The organism is Photobacterium sp. 270122K (assembly GCF_059941365.1).
In genome coordinates, this window is sequence record NZ_JBPOEN010000005.1 from 112961 (window position 1) to 132815 (window position 19855).

The window sequence follows — 19855 nt, forward strand, 5'->3', positions numbered from 1 at the left end:
GACCTTGATAGATTAATCAGTATTTTGATATCTGTTCATCAGCGCATATTGAATGGCAATCTCTGTTACTCAACATGCCCTATCCCAGCAAAACCCCTGTACATAACACTGTATACAGTACTGTATATACTGGATGAAACACCTGTACATCTCCCCTGAATATTGAACCGACTCGCAATCTAATCAAAAAAGAGAATAATTAAATCATTTTGATGACATGGTAAATCACCATTAATAACAATAACTTAAACAGCCGACACAGGTTCGAGTTGCCAGTACCACCGCTTTATTATCAATTGTATTGTTAAAAATGCTTGCATCAGCGCCCAATAATAACTACTGTACGCACATACAGTATGTATATATAAACACTACATTTGGGGATGATGGACTATGACGGCTTTTTTCGACAACATTGAGTCAATTTCTGTATCACAAGCTTATAAGGCGACCTTTTCCTTACCGGCTGAAGCTGCCATCACTCCACATACTGTGAAATGTCCGATTGAAGTGTGCTTTAACACTCAAATGCAAACGCAGCTGGCCTATTTTCTGCGTATTCTTAAGCAAGCAAGCCAGCAAAACCGCTGGATCATGTTCATTGGACAAGAAGCACTTATCGATAAACGTTTACTGAAAAATGCCGGCGTCGACATCAATAAAGTGCTGCTACTTACCCAAAAGAAAGGCCAGACTGATGCCGCATTAATGGAAAAGGCCTTAGCTTGCGGTAACTGCAGTGCCGTGGTTGCCTTAGGCGATATCGCTGATTTTTCAGCACAAACACTGCGCCATGCCGCAGAACGCAGTGGTAGCTTTGCTTTCGTACTTAACCCAAACAGCAAAGGCCAAGTGAACTTTCACTGAACAATACAAGGCTGATTGATCCTCCTTTATCCTTCTGTCACCCCCCTCCTTTTGTCATGCTATTTCACTCTTCGTGAGTAGCATGGCGATAATGATAGCCTTCTACTTTTTATCCCTGTTATCTCGTTGTCTTGTCCCATCTTGAACCTCCCGCTTTGCCCGAATTGGTATACCTTTATAGGATCCCTCCTCCTATCAATAGGATCACGCGATGGAGAAAAAGCTCGGGCTAGGCACCTTAACTGCACTGGTTATTGGTTCAATGATTGGCGCTGGGGTATTTAGCCTGCCTCAAAATATGGCGGCAGTGGCCAGTCCACTGGCTGTGGTCATTGGCTGGACGATCACTGGCGTTGGAATGATCTTGCTGGCACTGTCTTTTCAACATTTAGCGCACGTTAAACCCGAGATTGAGAGCGGTGTATTTGGTTACGCCCAAGCCGGTTTTGGTCAGATGGTCGGTTTTTTCTCTGCCTGGGGTTATTGGTTCAGTGCGATGCTGGCGAACGTCTCATATTTAGTGATCGTATTTGGCACGTTAGGCATGTTGTTTGACTCTCCGGATCGCGTCATATTTGGTTCCGGTAATACGCTGGCGTCATTGATTGGTTCCTCAGTGCTGTTATGGCTGGTGCACGCACTCGTGCTACGTGGCATTCAAACTGCAGCAACGGTCAATTTGGTCACCACCTGCGCCAAGCTTATCCCATTATTACTCTTTATCGTTTTTGCATTCATCGCTTTTCGCTGGTCAACGTTCTCTTTAGATTTAACTGGCTTGACGGGTAAAAACCAGAATAATCTGCTTACTCAAATAAAAAGCACCATGCTTATTACTGTATGGGTATTTATCGGGGTGGAAGGCGCAGTCATCGTCTCTAAACGCGCCAAGCATCGACGTGATATTGGCCGGGCAACCATCTTAGGGTTACTGATCGCGTTGTTCATTTATGTCTGCGTAACACTGCTGTCGATGGGGGTCATTCAACCTGCGGAATTGGCCACTTACCCTAATCCGTCAATGGCACAGGTCATGACCGCGATGGTAGGTCCGTGGGGAAGCGTCCTCATCGGGGTGGGCTTACTGGTATCAGTGTGTGGTGCTTTCTTAAGCTGGACGGTATTAACCGCCGAGGTGCCGTACATGGGCGCGCACGACAAGATGTTCCCCCACTACTTCACCAAACAAAATGCCGCTGGCACGCCCGTAAACTCACTGTTACTCACAAATGTGTGTATCCAGCTTTCATTGATTGGGGTCTATATCGCTGGCAGCACCTACGATACGCTGCTGGTGATCGCGTCAGAAATGATCCTTGTGCCCTACCTGCTAGTTGGTGCATACACGTTAAAGTTGGCACTGACACGCGGTGATCGCGGAATGTTATTATTTGTTGGGTGTGGGGCAAGCCTTTATGGCCTTTGGTTGCTGTATGCCTCAGGCCTGTTCTACCTGCTGCTTTCGGCCATACTGTATGTGCCAGGGCTGGTCTTTTACCTGCAAGCTAAACGGCAACAGGCCGTAACGCCATTTACAGGCTATGAAAAGGTGGGCGTCTGTGTACTGATCGTCATTGCGGCGAGTGCAGCCGTTTTACTGTGGCAGGGAGGACTATAACGCTATTAATAAAAGAGCCAGCAAATTGCCGGCTCTTTTACTAATAACTTAAAGCATATGTGCACGTAACACTTCCCCATCTTCATCTAGCATAATGATCTTGCAAGCTGCTTTGGTTTCAATTTCCAAAAGCTGATTTTCATCCAAGGAATACGGTAACTGGATCATCAACTCATCAATATGATCCGCTCGCGCCAAACGCAATAGCCTGATCAAATTATTCGTATCGCTAATATTGGTTGAAAGCACTTTTAATGCTTGTTCCTGCAGTTTTTCAGACGCCGTTAATCCACTGTCATGAATGGCAGAAGTGCGCGTCACTTCAAAGGAAGGGATCAACGCTTTAAGCGCATCAACCAACGTCAGTTGCTGCTTGCAAGATGCTGACAAAAATGACGTGTAGTTAAACACAACATTGCTGTTATTTGAGAATTCAACGAATGTTTCCATATTCATCCCTAAGAGAAACATAATTTCTGTTGTTTATAACTCGATGCATCGTGTGGCTACATGAGTAAGCTGAGAATACTATACGACTAACTGAAGTATGATGTATGTCTAATTTATGAAAACATGCTCTTGATCTTCTTTTTACCACCAGAAAACCAAAATTTATATACAAACAAAACAATTACTTAACAATAAGTAAATCTATTACACACAGACAACTTCATTCTGATAACGATCTATTTTATAAATACGTTGTGAAATATGAAAATTATTTAAATAAAACAGCGTACAACTGTTTTCATTTTTCTCATCACGACTAAAATAAAAATCACTGTGCATTTAAATACCGACGATATGTTCAATTATACCAATATTATATATTTCCCTCCTCTCTCCGTTGATAAAAGATCGAATGATGATTTATATTGTGTTTGATTTGACACTATTTTGATATGGATTTTGGGGAGGCTTATCAGCATGGTAACAAAAAACCAGCGTTCAAAATTACACGCCATTAAGGCATTGGCTGTAACCGAAATATACGCACAACAGGCATAACAATACGCACCACAAGGTACAAAAACCACACGAACACAACAAAAACAAAAGGTTACATACTTTCAGCTTTGTTTGAAATACAGTAAGACACGAGAAATTCACTTGATATTGAATTAGCTATGACACTAACATCGTCAAATAAAAAACCACTGTTTTATTATAGATGCACAACATTATAATCTAAATGTTAATAAAGCAGATTTTTGCCAGCACCAGTCATCATCATATAGAAATAGTATTATCCTTACTATTTTTAATACATGTGTGATTTTTCGCCATTCGTCATGCCGTTATTTTAATCACAAACTATTCTCGCCGTAATCCTTATAATGACAATTGTCATTATGAGTGATTTTTTACTCAAAAAGCCAATAACCGTTAACATCTCGCAGGTTATATGGCTAAGATTCTATTAGCACAAAATATAAACGACAACAGTAAACTTTACACGTTCTTCGCTATCACCAAACAATATACGGCTATATTTCCCGAAAAATGCGAATAAATTTTCCATTACAGTTTCGAACCAGTACGTGCTTTTTTGAACAAAAAACACACAAGCAACGGTGATTATATACATCCCATTTACAAATAAAGTGACGCGGTCACGTTTTTATTGATTGACCGCTACAGGGGAAATCGAGTAGCAATACCACCTTACATCCAGCGGTGCTCCTCCCCTTTATTTCAGAGGGGAAACATAGCGACAATCCCCCCATAAAAAAACGCGATTCCCTAATGGCAACCGCGTTTAATCATACCTGCTTAACAGGGACAAGCTATATGGACAGACAACTATCCTTGCTTTAGAAAAAGAACATTATCCAGCGGATCTAATGGCTCACGCTGTTCTTGTTGCTTATCGAGAGCTGATAATTGCTCTCGCATTTCGCCCAGTTCTCTTTCCATATAACGTATATTCCTTACAAGCACTTGCCTATCCATAACCATCCTCTTCATGAATGCATTCAGGGTTAGCTTACCCACTTCAACAGATTGATACGTTTACATAAATTCACTATGGCAATTTTTAGTCAATAAAAAATACCTTATGCAACACCAACAAAGTATTAACGCCAGTGGTTAAAAGTCAAACACCGTTACGCTAACATTTCGCCCATGCAGCATTCTCAAGAAGAGATGCATGACATTTGTTTAAGAAAATGCTGGCGATCTCTAAGTTTTGCTCTTAGAATGCCGCTGCTTTGGGGAGTAGTCACCAACTGTTCGCCTGTCGTCATCTCGAAGCCAAAAGCTTCCGGCAGCCGGGGATGGATCATGCGCACCACCGCACCATCTTGACGAGACCAACGCCATTAATCATGCATACCATTGCAGGATGTTGCTCATCTTTGGCTAGTCACCTACCTAAGAAACAACGTCTTTTTTAATGCGCGAAAGGTCCGGTTTATTTCCTATTTCCTGTCCTTTTGCGCGATCGTTCGTGAAAGGAGAAAACTATGAGCCTTTTTAGCTATGAAGGGTTCTTTGTTCTGACCATCTTGATGTTGGCGCTGGACTTATACCAAACGCGTGGCGGACAAGTCACTATCAAAAAAGCGGCCATTTGGAGCCTATTCTGGGTTGCACTTGCCCTTGCCTTCAACGTTGTTATTTATATGTACTGGCCACAAATGGCACCAGACAGCGCATATACAAATAGCGAAGCGGCAACCGCTTTCCTAACCGGTTACCTGCTAGAAAAATCATTGAGTGTTGATAACTTGTTTGTCTTCGCCCTGATCTTCGGCCAGTTTGCTGTACCTGAATCGATCCGCCCTCGCGTATTGATGCTGGGTGTCGTTGGTGCGTTGATCCTACGTGCATTCATGATTATGGTGGGTTCTGAGCTGCTTACTCAGTTCCATTGGATCCTATACATCTTTGCAGCCTTCCTTCTTTACACGGGTTACAAACTGTGGAGTGAAGATGAAGAAGAGCAAGAAGATTTCTCTGAATCGCTGCCTGTACGCTTAGTGAAGAAATGTTTCCGTGTAACCGATGATTACAAAGGCAACAGCTTCTTTGTTAAAGACAGCAAAGGTTGGTTGGCAACACCACTGTTGATCGTTATCGCCGTCATTGCACTGACTGACGTAATGTTCGCGCTGGATTCTATCCCTGCGATCTTCGCAGTAACGAAAGAACCGTTCTTGGTCATGACCGCTAACGTATTCGCCCTATTGGGTCTACGTTCTCTGTACTTCGTACTGGAAGGCATGCTGACTCGTTTCTGCTACCTACGCCCTGCACTGGCGTTTATCCTAAGCTTCATCGGTATCAAGATGCTGCTTATGGAAACAGCGTATGCTATCCCAACCGTGATTTCGCTTGGTGTGATTGTTCTGACCATCACCATTGCAATCGTGGGTTCATTGTGGAAAACACGTGAAGTCAAAGCGTAATCACGCCCCAGACATCACCTGTGAATAAGCAAACAAAAAGCCCCACTTCAGTGGGGCTTTGTTTTATCCGTTGAACGTGCTGAGCGCCAATAATCTGCTGTATCAGCAAATGCACATCAGTATCGGCGATAATTCTTTAACGTCGAGAATTTGTCTTCCACCGGTTCACGAATAGGCCTATCGTAGCCGTAAATGTCTTCACGCATTTGCAGTACGTCATTCTCATCCACCCATGCCGTCACGTAGGTAAAGTCCACATCAATCTTTCTTGGTAAGTCGATGTTATCGATCCCTTCCGTTTTCACTAAGTGCTTGTAAGATTGCGTGCGACGCTGGTAATCCAGAATGTAATCCGCCAACTCTGCCGCTTTTTCGACACGTACGCACCCAGAACTCAGATTACGTTTGGTGCGGCCGAATAAACTGCGCGCGGGGGTATCGTGCAAGTAAATGGAATAGTCGTTTGGCATCAAGAATTTCACATTCCCCAAGGCATTCGTCGGGCCCGGCCCTTGCATAAATTCATACGGGAAGGTTTCAGGATCAACCGTGCTCCATTCGATCTGCTCCATAGGGATTTCGGTGCGATCCCGCCAACTATGAATAATCGTCATGTTCTTACGTTGCAGATAATCCGGCGAAGCTTTCACGCCAGGGATGACATCTTCTTTCTTGATAGTTTCCGGTACGTTCCAACGCGGGTTCACCACCATGACACTCAGCGCCGATGAAAACAGATTGGTGGGGCGTGCCGTACGCCCGACAATCACTTTTGATTCAAAAACCACTTCATCTTTGTGTGTTATCTGCATGTGGTAATCAGGAATATTGACACGAATACTTGGCCGTTCTGCGCCTGTTGCCCCAAACTGATTGCGATGCAGATTCAGGGCGATAACACGTGCCACTTCATGATAAGGCAAGGCAAGTTGTCGTGCTGTTGCTGGGCCATACACCCCGTCGACCTGTAAGCCATTACGCTGCTGAAAACGCTTCAGTGCAGTATGCACTTGGCCACTGTTGGTCACCACGGTTTCCTGCTTTAGCCAGTCATACTCCGCCTCGGGTAAATCACCATGCTGGAAAAGGATCTCAACCACTTTTTGGCCATCGGGAATGGGCTTCCCTTCTTTAACCAATAGCTTTCTTGCGGGCACATAATCATGCTCAGGCAGTTGCTGATAACGTTTAGCCTGTACCAGACTGCGCTGGGTTGTGGTGAATGCCGCTTCATCCGCCCGCAAGCTCATCATCAATGCTTGTTCATTGGTGCCAAACTGCGACATCGTGCTGGCTGGCCCCATCGATAATGCCGCCAACATCTGATGGTTCACTTGCGTCAAGGTTTGATGACGAAACAGAATGCTGGGCTTTTTCATCATTTGTTGCATCAACACCTGATACACCAAATACGAGTCAGTCGCGAGAATATCAAAACCACGCTGGTCATGCTGCGCTTCGAGGTATTCCAACTCCATAATACGCTCTGCCATGCCCGGCATGAGTTGTGCGTAATCCAAGGTTCTCAAGCGAGTGTACAACGCTTCCCGTAATTCGGCATTTTGCCACAGCGGCATGAAACCATTCGTGGCATAAATACGCTCTATCGGCTCGCTAAAGCACAGTGCATTAAGATTATTCAAACAAAGTTGCTGATAACTCTTCAACGCTTCTGGGCGTACTAAATCCACCGCTAATCGTTGTTCAGAGGGGGGACTCACTGATGCCGTGACAGGCACTGCCGGTTGAGCAGATGCATCACTCACGGTATTGGTAGGCTGGGCATTCACACTGAAAGCAGAAGCACACAGTGTGATGGCTAAAGACCCGAAGAGGTTGACCTGACGTGAACTAGAGCGGGTGCAAAACATTACAAACTATCCTGAGCTGCGAACATTGACCTATATGAGGCTCATCCCTGAACGGGGCATGATAATCAATGCGGGCTATCGCTTCTTCGACGCACAACGCATAATATTAGTTCTAGTCAAAATAGTGACATAATGACAACTTTATAACCTAAAATATTGACACTACTATAAATTCACTTTTCCAAGCCACTCCAAAAAGCCCGTTACATCCCCCTGCCACTCTGCACTTTTATGTGATCAGCGCATCGAATTTCTTTTTTGGAAATCTACAAAGTTATTATTTTCACTTCAAGAAATCACAGAGGATCGGGTATCTTAGTACCCATAGACAATACGTGGTTAATAACATCATGACACAAGAAAAATTTAAACAAATCATCACCCATCCAACCCTTTCTCCTAAGCAAAAATCAAGCTACCTTGCGCTTGAAGCCGATGCGAGCTTGGACTATATCTCTGTTTCGGATGCTGTAACACAAGCGATGAAAGACGCGGTGTTGTGTGACATGTTTGAGGGTAATGCCCCTTTCAAACCACGTTATGTTCTGCCTGACTACGCTAAATTCCTAAAGCAAGGTTCTGAGTACCTTGAACTGGCGCCAGCAGCGGATTTCGATGAGGCACTAAACAACCTTACGATCATTTACCATCACGTACCGTCAGTGACGAACATCCCGGTTTACTTGGGTCAGTTGGATGACGTGCTGTTGCCGTATGTGGGCGATCTTGACGACGAAGCGGTATACCGCAAACTGCGTATGTTCTGGATCATGCTTGACCGCACCCTACCGGATGCCTTCATGCACGTGAACATCGGCCCAACAGACAACATTATCTGCCGTACTATTCTACGTGTAGATGCTGAACTGAAGCAGGTTGCGCCAAACCTGACCTTCATGTACGACCCTGCTGTTACGCCTGACGATCTACTGCGCGTGGCCAACCAGAACATCTGTGAGTGCAGCAAGCCTCACATTGCTAACTTCCCAATGCACGCCAACGCATACGATGCGCGCGGCTTTGGTATCGTAAGCTGCTACAACTCACTGCCATTGGCAGGTGGTGCAAATACGCTAGTGCGTATGAACCTGAAAGAAGTAGCGAAAAAAGCAGAATCAAGCCAACACTTCTTCGACAGCGTACTGCCACAGTACTGTTCGACGATGTTTGAACTGATTGAAGCTCGTGCGGCATTCCTGCACGAAGAGTCTGGTTTCTTCAACAGCTTCCTTGTCACTGAAGGCGTGATCGATGAAGACCGTTTTGCCCCAATGTTCGGCATTTTCGGCATGGCGGAAGCGGTTAACACTCTGATGGAGAAAGACGGTGCAGAAGGCCAATACGGTCATGCGGATATCGCTAACCGCTTGGGTCACAGCATCTCTCGTCGCTTGAGCGAGATTGTGACAACAACACCGGTGAAATACGGTTACAACGGCCGTGCTCTACTGCACTCTCAAGGCGGTATCAGCCTAGATGTCGATGTCACACCGGGCGTACGTATTCCTTACGGCACAGAACCAGACCCAGTGAGCCACGTACAAGCATTGGCAGAGCACCACCAGTACTACACATCGGGCATCAGTGACATTCTGACTATCGATGAAACCGTAAAAGCAAACCCAGAAGCAATGTACCAGCTATGTAAAGGTGCACTGGCTATCGGTTTCCGTGAATTTACGGCAAACGTACACTCTAACGACTTGGTTCGTGTAACAGGTTACATGATCAAGCTATCAGACATTGCTAAGTTCAAAGAGCAAGGTTCGCGTACTAACACGACCGGTCTGGGTGAAGAAGCTGCTGCGACGACAGGTATCCTGAATCGCGCACCACGAGTTGTGAGTCATGAGCAAGCACCACGTTTCAGCGACGGTCAGTAAAATACTCAACTTCTCATGCGTTGACGGGCCTGGCAACAGGCTCGTTATCTTTCTGCAGGGATGTAACTATCAGTGCATAAATTGCCATAACCCACACACTATTGGTGTGTGTAACCATTGTGGTGATTGTGTTGCACCGTGCCCTGCGAATGCATTGCGCATGGAAGAAGGAAAGGTCAAATGGGATGCCACCCTCTGCACACAGTGTGATCTGTGTTTGACGGTGTGTCCTAATCAGTCGAATCCCAAAACACAGGTGATGACGCTGGATGAGATAGTAGGTTTGATCCGCAAGCAGCACTTTTTCCTTTCGGGGATCACGGTGAGTGGCGGCGAAGCAACCTTACAACTGCCCTTCATTGTTGCGCTGTTTAATGCAGTAAAAGCGGATGACGAACTGAAGCATTTATCTTGCATGGTAGACAGCAATGGCAGCTTGAGTATGACGGGATGGGAAAAACTCTTACCCGTGCTTGATGGTGCCATGATTGATCTGAAAGCGTGGCAGGAAGAGACACATCGCTGGTTAACCGGACGTAGTCACCACCGTGTGATGCAGTCGATTAACCTGTTAGCCGCACAGGATAAGTTAGAAGAAATTCGCTTATTACACATTCCCGGTATCACGGACTACGACAGCGAAATTGATGCCGTCAGTACGTACCTGCATACTCTTCCTTCGCGTACAACGATCCGCTTAAATGCGTTTCAGCACCATGGTGTGACGGGGGAAGCATTAACGTGGGATGTTTGCAGCAATGAGGCCATCAGCGCCTTTGCGACGCAACTTGAACAACGAGGCCTGACGGTGACCTACCGCGAACCGATAGGTGGCTAATTTTCACGGCTACACGTCGGAATATCAGCGTTAATCTCGCTTAACGCTGCTTTTACATTAACGGAATATTTCACCGTTTTCGCCTTCCGTACCCTTACGGAAGGCGTTTTTTTATCTGCTATTCAGTGTTCGTGCATCTTCTTTGAATCATCAATGCCACCCGTCTTATCAGGCGATACCGTGCCCGTCTTCCGCTAAATTGCCTTCAGCTAAATTGTCTTCTGTTAAATGGCCTTCTGCACATTGACGTACTAGAGGCTGCTGTGAGGCATGAGCAACGTCCACGATTTGCTCATACAACCAACGTTGCGCCGGATCATTCATGCTCGGCTGATGCCATACCAAACTGTAAGACACCTGCCCGTAATTAAACGGCAGAGGTTTAATTACCAGCCCTTTCGCTTGTAACGCCACATCGGCCCACTGACGAGAGCAGGTAAACAACAATTCGCTATGATGACACATGACCGCTGCACTGCCGAAGTCCGGCACAGTGACCGCGATACGGCGTTTATGGTGCTGTTGCGCCAACTGCATTTCAAAAAACGGCACATTCAAATCACCGTCCATGATACTGACGTGACCATAATGCAAATAGTCTTCCACCGTCATTGATTGATCTGCCAGCGGGTGATTCGGGCTCATCAAACACACCATTTCATCATCCAGCAGGGTTTCCCATACCAAATTGGTGTTGGCACTGGGTGGCTGGCTTTTATCATGGGGCAATAAAATGAAATCCAACTGCCCTTTTGACAGGCTGTCGAGTCCCATGGTTTCTCGGGACCAAATTTCTAATCGCATTCCGGGCGCCGACTGCAACACGCGGGCCGTCAGCGTTGCTGCCAGTAGCTCAAACGTGCTTTCACGCATTGCCAACGAAAAGCGCCCTTGATAAGACGCGGGATCAAACGCTTCTTGTGTCAGCATCTGATTCATTTCATTGATCATTTGGTGCACGGTAGGCCCCAAGCGACGTGCAAGCGGGGTGGCCACCAGCTGATTACCATGGCGGTAGAAAAGCTCATCATTCAAGCTTTCACGCAACTGGGTCAAGGTTTTACTGACAGAAGAAGGGCTTAAACAAAGTCTCTCCGCACTGGCTGTCACACTGAGTGTGTCCAACATGACATGAAGCGTCACAAGGTGCTTCATACTGATTCGAGAAAGTTTGATTAAATCCATAGTCGCTGCACTGGTTATCGTCGATAAAAAAAGCCAGTAGAACGTTCTACTGGCTTGTTTAATAATAAATAAATCTGAATATGCGTCAAATGAAGATTAACGCACGCCATGCAGAAATTCTGCACGTGTTGCGGGATTACGTTTGAATATCCCACCCAATGCGGTCGTGGTGGTCACGCTGGTTGCGTCCATCACACCACGGGCTTTCACGCAATAATGGGTCGCATCAATCGTGATGGCCACATCATCGCTTTCCAACAAAGTCTGCAATGCCACGAGAATTTGTTGCGTCAGGCGCTCTTGCACCTGTGGGCGCTGGGCAAAGAAGCGAACAATACGGTTGATCTTAGACAGACCAATGATTTTGCCGCGTGGGATATACGCCACTGTCGCTTTACCGTCGATAGTCACCAAGTGGTGCTCACAGGTACTGGTCAAGGTAATGTCTTTTACCCGTACCATTTCATCACAATTCATTTTGTTTTCAATGACGGTGATTTTCGGGAAATTGGCATAGTCTAAGCCAGAGAACACTTCGTCAACGTACATCTTCGCGATACGATGCGGGGTTTCTACCAAGCTATCATCCGACAGATCCAAGGAAAGCAATTCGAGGATCTCACGCATGTGATACTCGATTTTCTCTTTTTTCTCTTCGCGGCTAACGACTTTATCAGTCATCGGCGTTTCAAGGCCGCGTTCAATCAGTGCTTGGCGCACCAGTTGCGCAGATTCGCTAAATGCAGTCATTCTCTTCCTCCAACTCGCTGGGCTTGTAGAGCAAACATTGAGCATTATTAAATACTTAACTGTTTAAAAAAGCGTGCCAGCCATATTTCAGCCCGCAGGATACCTGTAATTGAAAAGAATTACACCACGAATTTACTCAGGTATTAGTCCTCCTACCCTTTTTTTGTCATAATAATGGCTATAGATAATAAGAAGATGTAGACGGATACCACTATGGGATGTTGTGACGCGCCAGGCTTGATGCCGGTTGAAAAGGCTCTGAATAAAATTCTGGACCAAGTAAAACCACTGGATACCGTAAAGACCGTTGCCCTCTCTGAGGCGATGGGCATGGTATTAGCGGAGGATATTCATTCACCAATTAATGTGCCGCCTTTCGCCAATTCCGCGATGGACGGCTATGCACTGCGCAGTGCCGATCTTGAACACACCGATACCCTCGACATGGCCGGTAAGTCGTTCGCGGGCGTACCGTTTGAAGGCACCTGCCAAGCAGGCCAATGTATCCGTATCATGACGGGCGCACAAATGCCGGACGGTACCGATACGGTGATCATGCAGGAAGAAGCGGAAGTCGATGGCAACACCATTCGCTTCACGGCCAAAGCCCCTCACGGGGATAACGTTCGTCCGATTGGTGACGACGTGGCACAAGGCGACGTCGTTGTCGCGAAAGGCAACCGTATTACAGCCCGTGAAATGCCACTCTTAGCGTCACTGGGCATTGCGACACTGCCTGTCTTCGCCCGCCCTATTGTGGCCTTTTTCTCGACCGGTGATGAGCTACGCCCTGTGGGTGAACCGTTGGCTGCTGGCCAAATTTACGACAGCAACCGCTACGGCATCCGTGCGCTACTGGAAAAATTCGGTTGTGATGTGATCGATCTGGGCATTATCCCTGATTGCCCTGAAAAATTGCGTGAAGCCTTCACAACGGCGACACAAGCCGATGTATTGGTGACATCAGGCGGCGTAAGTGTCGGTGAAGCGGATTACACCAAAGACATTTTGGATGAACAAGGCCAAATTGGTTTCTGGAAAATCGCCATGAAACCGGGCAAACCTTTTGCCTTTGGTACCATCAACAACACATGGTTCTGCGGACTACCGGGTAACCCTGTCTCGGCTATGGTGACACTGTACCAATTGGTGCAGCCGATGTTGGCAAAACTGGCTGGTCACAGCCACTACCAGCCACCGACGCGCCTAAAAGCGAAAGCCACCAGCGTATTTAAAAAACGCCCTGGACGTGCCGATTACCAGCGTGGTGTTTACCAGATCAACGCAGAAGGCCAATTGGAAGTCGCTACCACCGGCAACCAAGGTTCAGGCGCATTCAGTTCAATGCATCAAGCCAACTGCTTTGTGGTGCTTGAACAAGATCGCGGTCGTGTCATGCCAGGTGAAGACGTGATGGTGGAACTGTTTAATCACACGATGTACTAAGCCCGTCTGTATTAAACCCGTCTGTATTAATCAAAGGCTCATAATCGTCTTTGCAAACACACAACGTGGCAGGTAACGACACACTGGTGCCACGTTGTCGTTTTTGATACACCACAATGAGACAACACAACAGGAAGAATCCCGTGGTAGAACTTACCGATGCGGAAATGCTGCGCTATAACCGCCAAATCATTCTGAAACAATTTGATTTTGAGGGGCAAGAAGCCCTGAAAGCTTGCTCAATGCTGATTTTAGGCGCGGGTGGCTTAGGGTGTGCCTCTAGCCAGTATCTGGCAGCGGCCGGTGTGGGCAAACTCACTTTGATCGATGATGACAAAGTCGAAGTGTCTAACCTACAACGCCAGGTGCTGCACAACGACACGACCGTGGGCATGTTAAAAGTGGACTCCGCCAAGCAGGCGCTGAGTACGATTAACCCAAACACCCAGATCGAGACATTCGCGCGTCGCTTGGGTGATGAGGAACTGCAAGCGTTAATCGCCCAGCATGATCTTGTACTCGACTGCTGCGATAACGTGGATACGCGTAACCAACTCAACCGTTTGTGTTTCCAGACGAAAACGCCACTCATTTCAGGGGCTGCGATTCGAATGGAAGGCCAAATCAGCGTGTACACTTATGAAGACGATGCCCCTTGCTACCAATGCTTGAGTGCCCTTTTCGGTCAACAGGCATTAACCTGTGTAGAAGCGGGGATCATGTCACCGGTTGTCGGTATTGTCGGCGCCGTACAAGCGATGGAAGCGATTAAAGTGGCCAGTCAGTTAGGCCAACCGCTGGTCGGTAAGATCCTGATGTTGGATGCGATGAACATGGCATGGCGTGAAATGAAACTGAGTAAGCAACCACGTTGCTCGGTATGTGGCTCAGGGGCCTGAGTTCGTTTACGCGCGGATAAAACAGGACAAAGAAAAAAGGAAGCCATGGCTTCCTTTTTTATGTTGTGTGCATTGTCACTCATGCGATTGACGCTGGCCGATTACTCGAGGAAATTATCAAAAATAGGCGTCAAACGGATTTCAATACGGCGGTTGTCTTGGCGACCAGACGCTTTCTTATTGTCTGCAATCGGTGCACTTTCACCAAAACCGAACACACCTACGCGCTTGCTGTCGACGCCGTAAGTGGTCAGTAGATCTGACACTGACGTTGCACGCTTGGTCGACAATACGCGGTTATACTCATCAGAACCAACGCTGTCTGTATGACCACCGACAAAGATGCGTGAATTTTTCTCATTCACCAAAATACCAGAAAGCTTTCTAAGTACATCTTCACCTTCTGCGCGTACTGTTGCACTGTCATGATTGAAGCTCTGATCACCTTTCAGTGTGATCAAGACTTGATCGCCTTTACGGGCAACACTGCCCACATCACGGCCCACGACCGCTTGAACATCACGAAGACTTTGGTTCAAAAACGCATTCACTTTCTCTTTCGAGACCGTTTTCGTCTTTGTGACCACTTCTTCACTTGTTGACGCACACCCTACAACAAACAGGGAGAATAATAATACCCATACAACTTTCATTTAAACACCACGCTAAGAAAAAGCAAAACCCTATGAATAAATGACTTTATCAAAAGGCGCTTTCTACATCTGAGCGAAAAAGTAGAGTATGGAGATACTTCACAATCAAATTTGCAAGCGAATAGCGAATTCTTTCAAATTGTGCCGAATTACTATTTCTACTTCACATGGCGTGAAATGATAAAACCCGTTTCCTCTCAGCAGATACAGTCTGTCATATCAATATGGATCACCCAGAGTGTAAGACGGCTCACGTTTTGAGGACTTATCATGCTACTTATCAAAAATACCCATGTATTCAATGGCACTGACCCTACCCTGCTAGAAGCGGTCGACATTGTGGTCAACAACAACCGGATCGAAACCATCAGCCACCAGCCTATCAATGAGGCTGGCTTTGAGCAGGTCATCAATGCCACAGGCCATACCGTGATGCCCGGCCTTATCGATGCACACGTGCACATCTCCCTGTCCGCCGCGCCACATGTTCTCGACACCATGACCCGTGAAGAGATCGCCATTCGTTCTGCCAAAGTGGCAGAAGGCATGCTCATGCGCGGTTTTACCTCTGTGCGGGATGTGGCCGGTAATACCATCGGCCTTAAAACCGCCATCGACAGTGGCTATGCCACCGGCCCGCGTATTTTCCCGTCACAAGCTGCAATTTCCCAAACCTCTGGCCATTCCGATTACCGTCAGAATCGCGGTCAGCAACGTCTTCGTGGCCATGAAGATTCACCGCTAATGAAAACCGGAGCGTTCGCCATTGCCGATGGGCGAGCAGAAGTGCTTAAAGCGGTGCGTGAACAACTCTTCATGGGCGCATCACAAATTAAGATCATGGCTGGCGGTGGCGCATCATCAACCTTTGATCCACTGGATACCCTGCAATACACACTGGACGAACTGAAAGCCGCAGTTGAAGCGGCTTCTGATTACGGTACCTATGTCGCGGCACATATCCACACGACACCCGCGATGAAGCGTGCTGCCGAAGCGGGTATCATGTCGTTTGAACATGCCACTATCATGGATGATGAGATTGCCCAGATCATAAAAGAAAAAGGCATTTTTGTGATTCCGTCCTATTTTACATCGTCACTCATTGCTGAACGTAAAATTCCATTGGGATCAGAGTCGCTCTATCAAAAGACCGAACGCGTCGGTAAAGCAATGTTGAAATCCGCAGCGCTGATCAAAAAGTATGACATTAACAACCTCTGCTTTGGGACTGACTGCGTGGGCGACTTAGGTGTCCATGCCACCCAGTCACACGAACTGGCGGCCATTGAACAGGTCTTTGATACCCTCACCGCCTTGCGCATGGTGACCTCTAACTGTGCCAAGCTATTTAACTTGTCAACATATCAACATCCGTACCAAGACGGCACATTGGGTGTCATTGCGGAAGGGGCTTACGCGGATTTACTGATCATTGAAGGCAACCCACTGGAAGGCGTGGCCTGTGTGGTTAATCCTGAAACACAAAAGGTGATCATGAAAGACGGGGTGATCTACAAAAACACACTGCGCTAGGGTCTCGGGTCTCGGGTCTCGGGTCTCGGGTCTCGGGTCTCGGGTCTCGGGTCTCGCACAATAAAAAGCCGGCCAATCATTCAATCAAGGCCGGCTTGCTGTCATTGACTTACTTTCATGATATCACTGCTTATTTCATCATATACAGATCGCGGGTATAACGCGGCTCAGACGCATTCGTGGTGGAATAGCCCCCGACTTTGGTATTTTTCAAGACTGAGCGCGTGTAGTGATAAAGCGGAATGGCAGGCATGGCATCGGCAAAAATCCTTTCCGCTTGTTGGTAATACGCATTACGGGCCGCATTGGTGGGAGCTTGAATCGCCTGTTTCATCGCTTCATCGTAAGCAGCATCAGACCAACGGGCATAGTTCATTCCGGCGGACTCAAAGTACGATAAGAAGGTCGAGGCTTCATTGTAATCCCCCATCCACGCATAACGGGCCACGGAGAAGTCTTGCTGACCCAGTTTCTGCAAGAACGTTTTCCATTCCTGATTCGCCAAATCCACCTTCGCGCCCAGTGTCTTATTCCACATCGACGACATCACAATGGCCAATTTTTTGTGTGATTCTGACGTGTTATAGACCAACTCAAAAGACAATGGCTTAGACGGCCCGTACCCGGCTTCAGCTAACAAGGCTTTGGCCTGTTTATTCCGCGCTTTTTGGCTGAGCTCACCCCATGCCAATACCGGTGCTTCAAAGCCATCTACGGACGGCGGCGTCACACCATAAGCGGGCACTTGCCCCTGCCCTAAAATGGCTTTTGTGACAATGTCACGATCAATGGCATAAGCTAACGCTTTACGCACGCGCGGATCATCAAACGGCTTTTGGTGCACATTGAACAGATAGTAATAGGTGCCCAACGATGGCATGGTCAGCAACTCATCGGCGCGCTGTTTTTTGATCGCGTTGTATTGCTCAAGCGGGAATGAAGACGTGATATCAATTTCGCCAGTGCGGAAGCGATTGTATTCCGCCGTGAGATCCGCGATTGGTAAATACGTCACCTGCTCAATCACCGTTTTATCGTTATTCCAGTATGTCGGGTTGCGCTCCAGCACAATACGCTCGTTCAGTGTCCAATGGGTCAGCTTATAGGCACTGCTGGTCACGATATTTTCAGGCTTGGTCCACGCATCACCGTAGGTTTCAATCGCGGGACGGTAGACCGGAAACGTGGATTCATGGGTTAACATTTTCACTAAATACGGCACGGGGCGATCCAGCGTGATCTGCACGGTTTTCGCATCCAGCGCTTTCACCCCTAATTTGTCTGGTGACAGTTTTCCTTGGCTGATCTTGTCGGCATTTAAAATGTGCGCGGTAGTGTAATACCAAGAATACGGTGTGGCTTTGTGCGGATCGATGACCCGTTTGAAGCTGTATTCAAAATCCATCGCCACAATGGGGTCGCCGTTTGACCAGCGAATATTGTCTCGCAAATGAAAGGTATACACTTTGCCATCGGCGGATGTTTCCCAATGGGTGGCTAAGGCTGGAATGATCTCCCCTTCCGGGCTTTGCGTCACTAACCCTTCAAACATATCTGAAATGACGCGCGAACTGGCGGTGTCCGACGAGTACGAGGGATCGAGCGTCGGCACTTCATCGCCATTCCCCCGAACCAACTCTTGCACCTCTGCCAAGCTGACAGTATTTGGCACATCAGCCGCCCATGTTGGGGCGACAGCAAGCAGCGCAACCGCCGCAGCGATAACCGTTAGCGTACTTCCTTGCATATTCTATCCTTCCTAGATACCCGTTATTCATCAGTGAATTATTAACATACCGCTAAACTTCACAACACGATAGTCTAACAGGCACAAAAAAGCCGGTGATTCACACCGGCTTCTTTTAATTTGAGTCTGTCACTACGGATCAGTTATCGTTCAAACGAATACCGTCACGCTCAATAACGATCATGCCTTGCTTGTACAGGCCACCGATGGTTTTCTTGAACGTTGCTTTACTGGTACGGAATTCTTTGAAGATTTCATCCGGTGATGATTTGTCGCTCAATGGCATGAAGCCACCTTTACGCGCCAACGTAGTCAGTACTTTATCTGCCAAATCATCAACTTTGGCACGGCCCGCTTTTTGTAGCGACAGGTTGATTTTGCCATCTGGACGGATTTCTTTAACGTACGCTTTCAGTTTCTTGCCTGGGAACAATTTACCGAACGATTCAGTACGGAACAACAAGCCCCAGTGCTGCTCTTCAATCACGGCTTTGTAGCCCAGTTCGCTGGTTTCAGCGATCATCACCTGCACTTCTTGGCCCACGGTGTAATTAGCGGGCGTCTTGTCCAAGAAACGGTTGAATTTGGTTGAACCTACAATACGGCCAGACGCTTTGTCTGTGTACACGCGCACCATGATGTCTTGACCTTCTTCCAAGCGGCGACGCTGCTCACTGAACGGCACAAGCAGATCTTTATCCAGACCCCAATCAACGAAGGCACCGAAACCACAGATACCAACAACACGTAGCAGCGCAAAATCACCAACGGTAGCAAATGGTTGCTTCGTGGTCGCAATGATTTCGTCGTTTGAATCAAAGTAGATGAACACTTCAAGTTGATCACCCAGATCCGTGCCAGAAGGAACACAAGCTTTCGGCAGTAAAATATTACCGAAGTCCTCTCCACCATCAAGGAATACGCCAAATTCAACTTTCTTGACGACCTCTAATGTGTTGTATTGTCCAATTCTAATCATTATCTCGACACTCTCTGGGTAACTCGAACAGCTCTGCGCGCTATGCACCGAGCAGTAACAAAAATGTGATCACGCTCAACGTCATCGTTAGGTCGCGCATTATACGTGATGTTCCTCTGCCATGCCTGACCTATCTTCAATTATTTGCCTGTTTTTCACGCTAATAAAGG

General features: G+C 47.1%; 15 protein-coding genes. 8 read left to right on the plus strand and 7 right to left on the minus strand.

All coding sequences use genetic code 11. The features are described from left to right. Positions 1 to 393: 393 nt before the first annotated feature. Positions 394 to 867 carry a cell division inhibitor SulA gene (locus tag ACSF8W_RS11030; RefSeq protein ID WP_500847385.1) on the plus strand — a complete coding sequence of 158 codons (474 nt, stop codon included), beginning with the start codon at positions 394 to 396 and terminating at the stop codon, positions 865 to 867. Between the two features lie 211 nt (positions 868 to 1078). Next, positions 1079 to 2485 carry a basic amino acid/polyamine antiporter gene (locus tag ACSF8W_RS11035; protein ID WP_500847386.1) on the plus strand — a complete coding sequence of 469 codons (1407 nt, stop codon included), beginning with the start codon at positions 1079 to 1081 and terminating at the stop codon, positions 2483 to 2485. Positions 2486 to 2533: 48 nt separating this feature from the next. Here the strand turns inward: ACSF8W_RS11035 and ACSF8W_RS11040 are convergent, their stop codons facing one another. Beyond that, the gene (locus ACSF8W_RS11040; RefSeq protein WP_500847387.1) at positions 2534 to 2935 is read right to left on the minus strand and encodes a hypothetical protein; all 402 of its coding nucleotides are present in this window, start codon (positions 2933 to 2935) and stop codon (positions 2534 to 2536) included. 2018 nt (positions 2936 to 4953) lie between these two features. Between ACSF8W_RS11040 and ACSF8W_RS11045 the strand changes: the two genes are divergently transcribed. After that, positions 4954 to 5898, plus strand: a complete 945-nt coding sequence (locus tag ACSF8W_RS11045) for a TerC family protein (protein ID WP_500847388.1) — start codon at positions 4954 to 4956, stop codon at positions 5896 to 5898. Positions 5899 to 6014: 116 nt separating this feature from the next. Here the strand turns inward: ACSF8W_RS11045 and ACSF8W_RS11050 are convergent, their stop codons facing one another. Then, complete coding sequence (locus tag ACSF8W_RS11050; protein ID WP_500847389.1) at positions 6015 to 7769, minus strand: L,D-transpeptidase family protein; 1755 nt, start codon at positions 7767 to 7769, stop codon at positions 6015 to 6017. A 350-nt stretch (positions 7770 to 8119) separates the two neighbouring features. Here ACSF8W_RS11050 and ACSF8W_RS11055 point away from each other — a divergent pair, with 350 nt between their 5' ends. Together ACSF8W_RS11055 and ACSF8W_RS11060 are read left to right on the plus strand one after the other, a co-directional pair. Further along, the gene (locus ACSF8W_RS11055; protein ID WP_500847390.1) at positions 8120 to 9652 is read left to right on the plus strand and encodes a YjjI family glycine radical enzyme; all 1533 of its coding nucleotides are present in this window, start codon (positions 8120 to 8122) and stop codon (positions 9650 to 9652) included. Continuing rightward, entirely contained in the window at positions 9618 to 10490 is an 873-nt protein-coding gene (locus tag ACSF8W_RS11060; RefSeq protein WP_500847391.1) for a YjjW family glycine radical enzyme activase, read from the plus strand. Before ACSF8W_RS11055 ends, ACSF8W_RS11060 begins: the two co-directional genes overlap by 35 nt. A 168-nt stretch (positions 10491 to 10658) precedes the next feature. Here ACSF8W_RS11060 and ACSF8W_RS11065 read toward each other — a convergent pair whose 3' ends face one another. Both ACSF8W_RS11065 and folE read right to left on the minus strand, forming a co-directional pair. After that, positions 10659 to 11675 carry a LysR family transcriptional regulator gene (locus ACSF8W_RS11065; protein ID WP_500847392.1) on the minus strand — a complete coding sequence of 339 codons (1017 nt, stop codon included), beginning with the start codon at positions 11673 to 11675 and terminating at the stop codon, positions 10659 to 10661. Between the two features lie 96 nt (positions 11676 to 11771). Beyond that, positions 11772 to 12425, minus strand: coding sequence for a GTP cyclohydrolase I FolE (folE, locus tag ACSF8W_RS11070; protein WP_500847393.1), 654 nt, complete (start codon positions 12423 to 12425; stop codon positions 11772 to 11774). Between the two features lie 213 nt (positions 12426 to 12638). Here folE and moeA point away from each other — a divergent pair, with 213 nt between their 5' ends. Next, a complete protein-coding gene (gene moeA / locus ACSF8W_RS11075) occupies positions 12639 to 13871 on the plus strand; it encodes a molybdopterin molybdotransferase MoeA (RefSeq protein WP_500847394.1) in 1233 nt (410 codons plus the stop codon). Positions 13872 to 14014: 143 nt separating this feature from the next. Further along, entirely contained in the window at positions 14015 to 14770 is a 756-nt protein-coding gene (gene moeB / locus ACSF8W_RS11080; protein ID WP_500847395.1) for a molybdopterin-synthase adenylyltransferase MoeB, read from the plus strand. Positions 14771 to 14871: 101 nt separating this feature from the next. On the opposite strand, the gene ACSF8W_RS11085 is transcribed toward moeB, so the two are convergent. Next, on the minus strand, positions 14872 to 15423 hold the full coding sequence (locus ACSF8W_RS11085) for an OmpA family protein (protein WP_500847396.1): 552 nt from the start codon (positions 15421 to 15423) through the stop codon (positions 14872 to 14874). Positions 15424 to 15693: 270 nt separating this feature from the next. Between ACSF8W_RS11085 and ACSF8W_RS11090 the strand changes: the two genes are divergently transcribed. Further along, positions 15694 to 16959: a metal-dependent hydrolase family protein gene (locus ACSF8W_RS11090; RefSeq protein WP_500847397.1), complete on the plus strand. Its 1266-nt coding sequence runs from the start codon at positions 15694 to 15696 to the stop codon at positions 16957 to 16959. 130 nt (positions 16960 to 17089) lie between these two features. On the opposite strand, the gene ACSF8W_RS11095 is transcribed toward ACSF8W_RS11090, so the two are convergent. Then, on the minus strand, positions 17090 to 18706 hold the full coding sequence (locus tag ACSF8W_RS11095) for a peptide ABC transporter substrate-binding protein (protein WP_500847398.1): 1617 nt from the start codon (positions 18704 to 18706) through the stop codon (positions 17090 to 17092). Between the two features lie 139 nt (positions 18707 to 18845). Beyond that, positions 18846 to 19685, minus strand: a complete 840-nt coding sequence (locus ACSF8W_RS11100) for a CvfB family protein (RefSeq protein ID WP_500847399.1) — start codon at positions 19683 to 19685, stop codon at positions 18846 to 18848. Positions 19686 to 19855 lie beyond the last annotated feature (170 nt).